This window comes from Leeuwenhoekiella nanhaiensis (assembly GCF_002744755.1).
GTDB classification, from domain to species: domain Bacteria; phylum Bacteroidota; class Bacteroidia; order Flavobacteriales; family Flavobacteriaceae; genus Leeuwenhoekiella; species Leeuwenhoekiella nanhaiensis.
On the sequence record NZ_KZ319295.1, the window covers coordinates 105,025 to 113,454 of the forward strand.

7 protein-coding genes are annotated in these 8,430 nt (G+C 42.2%); 3 read left to right on the forward strand and 4 right to left on the reverse strand.

The annotated features are described in order from the left end of the window. Nucleotides 1–1,485 carry a SusD/RagB family nutrient-binding outer membrane lipoprotein gene (locus CJ305_RS14770; protein WP_099647063.1) on the forward strand — a complete coding sequence of 495 codons (1,485 nt, stop codon included), beginning with the start codon at nt 1–3 and terminating at the stop codon, nt 1,483–1,485. On the opposite strand, the gene CJ305_RS14775 is transcribed toward CJ305_RS14770, so the two are convergent. The 4 genes from CJ305_RS14775 to CJ305_RS14790 all read right to left on the reverse strand — a co-directional run bounded on the left by CJ305_RS14775 (nt 1,482) and on the right by CJ305_RS14790 (nt 6,107). Continuing rightward, complete coding sequence (locus tag CJ305_RS14775; RefSeq protein ID WP_099647064.1) at nt 1,482–2,534, reverse strand: aminotransferase class I/II-fold pyridoxal phosphate-dependent enzyme; 1,053 nt, start codon at nt 2,532–2,534, stop codon at nt 1,482–1,484. The two genes, CJ305_RS14770 and CJ305_RS14775, sit on opposite strands and share 4 nt — an antisense overlap. 99 nt (nt 2,535–2,633) lie before the next feature. Next, entirely contained in the window at nt 2,634–3,932 is a 1,299-nt protein-coding gene (locus CJ305_RS14780; RefSeq protein WP_099647065.1) for a hypothetical protein, read from the reverse strand. 14 nt (nt 3,933–3,946) lie between these two features. Beyond that, entirely contained in the window at nt 3,947–4,957 is a 1,011-nt protein-coding gene (locus tag CJ305_RS14785) for a dipeptide epimerase (RefSeq protein ID WP_099647066.1), read from the reverse strand. Nucleotide 4,958: 1 nt separating this feature from the next. Next, the gene (locus CJ305_RS14790) at nt 4,959–6,107 is read right to left on the reverse strand and encodes a serine hydrolase (protein ID WP_099647067.1); all 1,149 of its coding nucleotides are present in this window, start codon (nt 6,105–6,107) and stop codon (nt 4,959–4,961) included. A gap of 155 nt (nt 6,108–6,262) precedes the next feature. Here CJ305_RS14790 and CJ305_RS14795 point away from each other — a divergent pair, with 155 nt between their 5' ends. Then, complete coding sequence (locus CJ305_RS14795) at nt 6,263–7,603, forward strand: MBL fold metallo-hydrolase (RefSeq protein ID WP_099647068.1); 1,341 nt, start codon at nt 6,263–6,265, stop codon at nt 7,601–7,603. 347 nt (nt 7,604–7,950) lie between these two features. Then, on the forward strand, nt 7,951–8,388 hold the full coding sequence (locus CJ305_RS14800) for a hypothetical protein (protein ID WP_099647069.1): 438 nt from the start codon (nt 7,951–7,953) through the stop codon (nt 8,386–8,388). The last annotated feature ends 42 nt before the right edge of the window (nt 8,389–8,430 follow it).

Sequence of the window (8,430 nt, forward strand, 5' to 3'; positions counted from 1 at the left end):
ATGAAAACATTCACAAGATATACCCTGGTATTTGCAACGGCGCTTTCGCTCACCGGTTGCGACGAGTTCCTGGGAGACAATATTGACCCCAATAAATCTGGACTTGAAGAACTGGCACCCCGGGATTTAATGCCTACCTCTATTTACTACACGAGCTCCGCGCATTACAGTATTGCTCTGGGCATGTGCCAGTATTCACAACAACTGGCAACGTATTTTCAACAAAATACCGATGCGCAGGAAGAAACCCAGCTTGCAGGCGGCTGGTCTAATATTTACCTGCAAGCCCTTCCCGATATTCAGACTATGCTTGAGCTTGCCGAAAGTCAAAATCTCACCGGTTATCAGGGAATTGCCAAAGTACTTCAGGCTACAAACCTGGGTCTGGCAACAGATAACTGGGGCGATGTACCCGCCTCACAGGCAACTTTAGGTGAAGGCGATTTCTCTCCGGCTTTTGATGCTCAGGAAGCTGTTTACGAGCAGATTAATTCCCTGCTTGATGAAGCGATTGTACTGCTGGGGCAAAGCGATAGTTCGGTAGGCAGCCATGATTTGATTTATAACGGTGATCTGAGTAAATGGCTAAAAACAGCATACTTTCTTAAAGCCAAATACAGCCTGCACCTTACTGAAGTAGATCAGGCTTCAGCAGTAAGTGGTGCACTCAGCGCCATCTCTTCTTCTTTTACTTCAAATGAAGATGATTACGAACTCGAATACAATACCCGAAACTTCAATCCCTGGTATGCAGGCGTAGTTTTACCAAACAATACCGGTAACTTTTCGGTTTTGCTGAATGATCAGCTTATCAGCGCAATGGATGGGACCCAATTCCCATTTGCGACAATAGATGAAGATCCGCGCATTCCGTTGATTTCAAGTATTGGTGAAAACGATGACGACTTTCTGGGTGCCATAAGCGGTACCGGTGGTGCCTATCAGGTAGACCCGCGTATTTCGGCAACTGCAGATCTGGCTGCTGATGATTTTTATTCGGCACAAACAGCTCCGATTATTTTGGGAAGTTACAGCGAACTTAAGTTTATAGAGGCCGAAGCACGCTTTTTACAAAATGGTGGAACACCTACCTCAACCGGAAGTACTACGGCAGCCTATAACGCTTATTTAGCGGGTATCGCTGCCAATATGGATAAAGTAGGCGTTTCAGCGGCCGATAAGGCTGCTTACCTCGCAGATGCTTCGGTAGCAGTGGGAGCTTCGAATTTAACTTTAGCCCTGATTATGCGTGAAAAGTTTATCGCCACCTTCCTCAATCCCGAATCGTTTGTTGATTTGCGTCGTTATGATTTTAGTACGGCTGTTTTTCCCGGGCTAAGCCTTCCGGTAGATCAAAATCCTGATATTGCCGGGCGCTGGGTGCGTCGCGCTCAGTACCCGTCATCTGAGCAGACCCGAAACGGAGATGAAGTCGCCAGAGTGATGCAGACCATTGATACCGGGGTTTGGTGGGACAGAGATTAAATGCTGAAATAACGCTTCAATACCTCCAACAGATGATCTAAATCGTCACGGGTGTGAAGCGCAGTAATCACAATGCGGGTGAGCCGGTTAGCACTGCCGCCCGCATACTCAAAATCGGTAACAATGATCTGATGATCTTTTAAGTAATTAGCCAGACGCCTGTCGCCGAAATTGAAACCGGCATGCCCCGGATTGAATTGAAAAAACTCCGGGTTTTTCAGATTTTTTAGAAAATAAGATACGTTAGCCTTTAGCTTTTGATGCTGAAGGCTAATGTGTTTTACAGCACTTCCTAAAGTTGCAATCGCAGCAGGACTGGCCGGACTCGCTCCTGCAAAAACCGGGCGTTGTCTGATCGCCTCCATACGAGCAGAACTGCCCAGAATAAATCCTGCGGGAGTTGCCAGAGCCTTAGCCAGCGAACCACAAACCAGCAAATCTTTCGCTTCTAAAGCCTTTAAACTTGCATAGCAGCCGCTTCCCTCCTCGCCCACCACACCTATGCCGTGGGAATCATCTGCAACCAAAATAATTTGATCTAAAGGCAGACTTTTTAGAAACCCATAATCGGGAAAATGATCTGGTGAAAAGCTGATGCTGTCAAAAAATAAAACCGGCGGTTTTGATTTCTTCTTTTTGAGGTAATTGAGAATGGAAAACCGTAAATCTTCAGGGGTTTCAAACTGAAAATCGGAAGCTATTCGTAGCGCCGCGTGACTTCCGGGGTAATGAAATAAATCATAACCCGCACTCCCCAGATATTCCCTTAAAATCTGGCCTGCCATAAACCCCGATGATGTGATCAAACAGGCTTCGGCACCGGTAAATTGGGCAAGGACTTTTTCGGTTTCTTCATAAATCCCGAGCTGTACATTGCTGTTGCGGGAAGCACCGTGACTGCTTCCGTAATGCAGGATGTTTTCAGCCAATGTCTTCAGAAAATCAGGATGTGTTTGCAAGCCCAAGTAGGAAGTTCCGCCAAAATAGCGGTACTCCGCACCATCGTGAGTAAATGCGCCGCTGGGATTGTGATTTAGTAGAAAACTCATAGCATTTTGTATGTTGCAACTGTGGTAATACCTCTAAACATTCAAATTTGATTAAAAAACTTTATTTAGTTTAAATGTAATTAAAGAATCACCCAACGCTCAATTCGCTAGATATGTTTTGTATTGATTTTTAGCATACTCGGTGATTGATACCCTTGCGATAGTTGACATTAATTCGAACTTTATTAAAATATCTTGAGTTTTGCTCCACTCAGAATATGGTAATTTATTTCTATTTTCCCTTTCCATTTTTTCAAGTAGTTTGTTTCTCCTTTCAGGATTATCTATTACTTGAAAGTATCGTTCATTTAATGAATTATTCGGAAATGTGTGAGGCGTAGGTTTTCCTGTATGCAGGAATTTTGAACGAAATTGATAAGTCTGCTTTATTATTTTAATCAATTCTTCACGTGTTAAATTTTCAGGAACCATTTCTGGAAAAGAACTAATTTCATCTTCATAATTTTTTCTAACCTCTAACCCTTCAATTATTAAATCCATATAAAGTACCTCTGACCATTTATCTGTTGGACAATAAGTAAGAATAAACTCGACGAATCTTTTTGTTAAATCCCTGTGTTTTATGTTATTATCTAAATATTCCTTAAACTTGCGATATTCGCTTAATAGTAATTTAAGGGATTCAGATTTTTGTGTCTCCTTTTTCCACTCTTTATATTTCTCATGTTGCTTACTAAAGTATATTTGGGGAATAGCTAATTGACTGATAGATTCTATTCCTGCAATTAGTAGAGAAAAAGCTAGATCAAAATCATTTTTTTTATTCTGATGTCCAAGCTGTATTATACGCATTGATTGAAATAAGCTCTGATAATCTAGTATTTCACCATGGTCAATTGAAAAATTTATTAATTTGATTATTTCATCAAATCGATCCTTCCATAACCTGAGAATCTCATTATGTGGTTTATATGTAGATCGCGAACTGCCTAACACTGTTTGAGGAAATTCACTTCCAATTTTTTTCAACTCAGGCTCAGATACTATTTTAAAGCCATTGTAAAAATCATCTGATGTCGAAAACACCGGTCTTTCAAAAGCAAATGAGCATATTGCACTTAAAGCGAGAGTAAAAAGATGTGAATGATGATAATTTACATAAGAAGGCATCAATACTGGGCAAATAAAAGCTTTTCTTAACTTTTGACCGATTGAATTTTGAATTCCTAAATCAACAGAAATTGATTTTAAAATGGTGAAGTCGGAAAATTGTAGGTCTTCATATAAATCAAATTCTATAAGTAAATAGCCGTATAACCTTTTCTCAGAACTTGTATTATGTTTTTTTATGAATCCATTTTTACTTGTAGCTGTATTTCGATTATAGGCGAGAATTGCCTCTTTGAATAAATTATAGTCTTGTGTTAGTGGCCTCAATTTTCCTAAATGCTTTATAACAATTCAACTCCGCTGCCACCGGTTGTTGGGAAAATTACCTTTCCGCCTTCCAGAATTTGAACACCCGTAGCGATATCTTCCTTAAGCAGCATCGCGCCATCCATATCTACATAATCCAGTTGGGGCAGTAATTGAGCAATTGCCGAAATCCCCACGGTAGATTCGGTCATACAGCCCACCATCACTTTAAGGCCCAGACTTTTGGCTTCTTTGATCATTCGGAGTGCCGGGGTAAGTCCACCGCACTTGGTAAGTTTGATGTTGATGCCATCAAAATAACCGGCGCAACGTTTTACATCTTCCTCAACGATACAGCTTTCGTCAGCGATAATGGGCAAAACGCTTTCAGCCTTGAGCGCTTTGAGTCCGTCCCAATCGTCTGCTTTTAAGGGTTGCTCCAAAAATTCAACCCCAAGTTCTTTAAGGGCTTTGGCGTTTTTGATTGCCGTAGCCGCATCCCAGGCACAGTTGGCATCTACCCGAAAAACCGCATCGGTATGTTTACGGAGTTCGCTTACGATTTGCACGTCTTCGGGCGTTCCCAGTTTGATTTTATAAATGGGCCAGGGCATTTCCCGCATTTTCTCGAGCATCTTCTCTATGGAAGCCAGGCCAATGGTATAGTTGGTTATGGGGTAATTTTGATTAGAAGTTCCCCACAATTCAAAAAGCGGTTTGTGGTGAAGCTTTCCGTACAGATCGTGAGCTGCAAGGTCCAGGGCGCAAATGGCAAAATTGCTCAGTTTACGTTCCACCAAAAATCTGTGGAAGGCCTCCGGCGTTTCCAAAACAAAGTCTTCAATTTCCGTGCGAATCGCCTCTATTTCGGCCTGCATACTTTCAAAAGTGATCTGGTAATAGGGGTTGGAAGTAGATTCCCCGTAGCCGGTCTTTCCGCCTTGCGAAAGACAAACCACCAGACTGTCCTGAAAATCGTGAGATTCGCGGGAGATGGTAAAGGTGTGTTTAAGAGGCAGGCTGTATTTTTTAAGCTTTAAATTCATTTTAGTAGTCTTGTTCAGATTGTTTAAGCCGAAGAATCTCCCGGCCCAGTTCACCCAGAAAGGGAAGGCCAAGCTCTTCGTATTCGTAGGTGTCGTCATTAAAAGTAGCATTTTCGTTGACTAACAAGGTGGCAGAGAGCAAAAATTCAACTCCATCTTTGGTTTGAATAAACGCGTTGTCTGTAAGCGTCCCGTAGGCATCTCCTACCTTGTTGAAAATAGCAACCGAATGATCCAATTTAGCTGCGGTGTCGCCATAGACGAAAAACTTCACATAGCCATCGGGAAATTGCTCCGGATCATAACCCAGTTCACGGGGATATTTTGGCATCGTTTCTAAAAGAAAATCCCGATACTCCGGTTTGATTTGAAAACGCTCTTCCGGTGTATAAGCGTTCTCAAACAGTAAACGTTTTAGGACTTCCTGCTGGGTTCGTAGCGGAAAATAATTTTTAGCCGAAAAATCAAATGCCTGTTCTACCAGACTATCTCCCTGCATATAAGCCTTTCCTTTCCTGAGATTCTTGAGATTGAGTTTTTTTATGGGCTTTGAAGTATAACCCGAAACCACAATCGAATCGGCATTTTGAGGATAAAACACCAGACCGCGACTTAGCGCGGCATCACTGTCAGGCGTACTCAGGCGGTGATTGATTTGAAAAGGCCCCAGGCGCTTTCGGGCTACGAGCGCATTGATACTGTCACGACCTAAAAATTCAAACAAATGATTGTAGGCCTCATTATCGCTAACTGCTATGATTTCAACCAAATCTGTAGCAAGCTGATGAACTACTGTGTCACCCGGGATTTTATACGGTGTATTTAAATCCACCTGATCCCGTAGCAAGGGATCTGTACTCAATTTTTCAAGTGCCAGGAGCAAAACGGGTAATTTAACGGTACTGGCGGGATAAAAATAATTGTCCTCATCAAGATTGAATGCATATTCGGTGAATTGGGGCCTGTTGAGACTATCCCGTTTTATTTCGGTGTACAGAATCTGGATTTCGTGACCTGCAGGGGACTGCATCACATTTTTGATCTTTGGGTTTGAAGATTGCAAGGCTTGCTCAAAAACAGACGGGCTTCCGGTTTTACAGGAAGTGAAGACTACTAAAATTGTAAAACAGCAAACCCAAATACACCTCATAACCTTTAGTTTATAGTTTCGGAACAGCTATTAAAGTTAGAAATTTAAGGCGCAAACCGATTGCTGCGAAGCGAAATATCTTGAAGCCACGCTTCTGTATCAAAAGTTACAGCCATCTTTAACTAAAGCTTTTAATTTCGTTTAAAATTTCAGCTATGCTTATCAAACAATTCGAATATAAACCACTAGCCCATTTTTCCTATGCTATTTTAAGCGAGGGAAAAGTAGCTTTGGTTGACCCTGAGCGTGACCCCGCGCAATACTATGCCTTTGCGGAAGAGCACGGTGCAGAGATCGTAGCCGTTTTTGAAACCCATCCCCATGCCGATTTCATTAGCAGTCACTTGCAGATACATAAAGAAACCGGTGCAACGATTTATAACAGCGAAAAGACCGGTGCAGGTTATACGCATCAGCATTTTGACGAAGGCGATCACTTCAAAATGGGAAGCATTGACTTTACCGCTTTAAACACTCCCGGACACAGCCCGGACAGCATTACGATTGTCGCAAAAGCGGAAGAAGAAACGGCTTTATTTACCGGTGACACCTTATTCATTGGTGATGTAGGCCGTCCCGACCTGCGTGAAAAAGCCGGAAACCAGACCGCAAAACGCCGGGATCTCGCTAGAGCGATGTTTCAGACCATAACCACAAAATTTAAGAATCTGCCCGATGGGGCGATGGTTTACCCCGCACACGGTGCCGGCTCGCTTTGCGGCAAAGGCATGAGTGCAGATCAAACCAGCAGTACATTAAGGGAACAGCGGGAAACCAACTGGGCGTTCAAAATGCACGAAGAAGAAGCATTTATCAATCAGTTGCTTGATTCGCAACCTTTCATCCCGTATTACTTCGGCTATAACGTAGATCTCAACAAAACAGGGGCCCCTACCCTGAGAAGCGCTGTAGCCGATATCCCCTTTAATTTGTTTGAAACTGAAGTTAACGGTGACGCTCTGGTTGTTGATACGCGCGATGAAGCCGTTTACAAAAAAGGACACAAGCGCAACAGCATCAATATTATGGCCGGCAAGGAAGCGCATAAGTTTGAAACCTGGCTTGGCGCCATTGTAAAGCCTGAAGAAGAATTCAGCGTGGTGGTTGCTAATGCGGCTGCAGCTCACGAGGTTTTAGACCGAATTGCTAAAATAGGTTATGAAACACAGGTAAAGCGGGTCATTAGCTTGCGGGAACCTACCGGAGTAAGCTCTTCCAAACTGAATTTAGACGCCTTTAAAGCCAATCCACAAGCTTATACCGTAGTTGACATCAGAAACCGCAGCGAGACCGAAGCCAGAACATTCTTTGACCACGCGATCACAATACCCCTTCACGAATTGCGGGAACGCAGCGGCGAAGTCCCTGCTGATAAACCCATCGTGGTGCATTGTGCGGGCGGATACCGCAGCGCAGCCGGTAGCAGCGTTCTCGAGACTGCCTTACCACAGGCTAGGGTTTACGATCTGGGCGACGCGGTAAAAGACTTTCAGTAATTTCTAAGCCGGAATGAAAAATGAGTGGACCCGTTGGAGAGCGGGTATTGCTTAAGTTGGGCTGTTTTCTTCCGGTTTTTTGAGTTTGATTTGTTGCCCTATTTTCAGTATTTGTAAAGCCCCGGTTTTTCTAACAGAAATTTCAGGGCTTTTTTTTTGGTCTTAAACAACTAGTTACGCACGCATTTAGCCATGTGTTTTAAAAAGAGCGTTACAAACCCACCGGATGTGCGTGTATACGAGATAAAAAGTACTGAAAATCAACCTAAAAAAGTGTTGATATCCCGCCAATCGCTTTTATAAACGACTATATTTGTTTTGATATAACAAGTTGGCACCAATTTGAAATGAAATACATAATCATCATACTATTTCTGTTCGCAACTAATTCTTTACCTACCTATATTCAGGCGGATAAGACTTTTTATTATAAATGCGACTATAAAAAGGGAAATTATTATACAATCTTAAGTTCTGGAACTCAAAATGAAATAGACGAAGTTTATGGTATCGACAAAAATTATTACACGGAACTGCCCGAATTTGACTTAAATAAAATTGATGTAAATAAAATAATAGATAATTCTAAAAAGCATTTGAAAACTAGATTCAATGCATTGGATTTGAAATTAACGGAAATAAAATATGAAAGAATTAATGAGAAGGATTTGGACAACCCAAAAAATTGGTTCATACTGTTGACATTTGTATATAATGATAAAGGGCATGTCCAAATGGTTCCTGTCCTTCCGAATAATAGAATCATTTTGAGCAATAAGGAATAAAAACTGCTTACAATAACTAGCGTTCGTGCGGTCGGTACGACC

What these genes read in the sequence shown, in the direction of transcription:
- CJ305_RS14795 (WP_099647068.1), top strand. Translation starts at nt 6,263, where the DNA reads ATGCTTATCAAACAATTCGAATATAAACCACTAGCCCATTTTTCCTAT.
- CJ305_RS14785 (WP_099647066.1), bottom strand. Translation starts at nt 4,957, where the DNA reads ATGAATTTAAAGCTTAAAAAATACAGCCTGCCTCTTAAACACACCTTT.
- CJ305_RS14800 (WP_099647069.1), top strand. Translation starts at nt 7,951, where the DNA reads ATGAAATACATAATCATCATACTATTTCTGTTCGCAACTAATTCTTTA.
- CJ305_RS14775 (WP_099647064.1), bottom strand. Translation starts at nt 2,534, where the DNA reads ATGAGTTTTCTACTAAATCACAATCCCAGCGGCGCATTTACTCACGAT.
- CJ305_RS14770 (WP_099647063.1), top strand. Translation starts at nt 1, where the DNA reads ATGAAAACATTCACAAGATATACCCTGGTATTTGCAACGGCGCTTTCG.
- CJ305_RS14790 (WP_099647067.1), bottom strand. Translation starts at nt 6,107, where the DNA reads ATGAGGTGTATTTGGGTTTGCTGTTTTACAATTTTAGTAGTCTTCACT.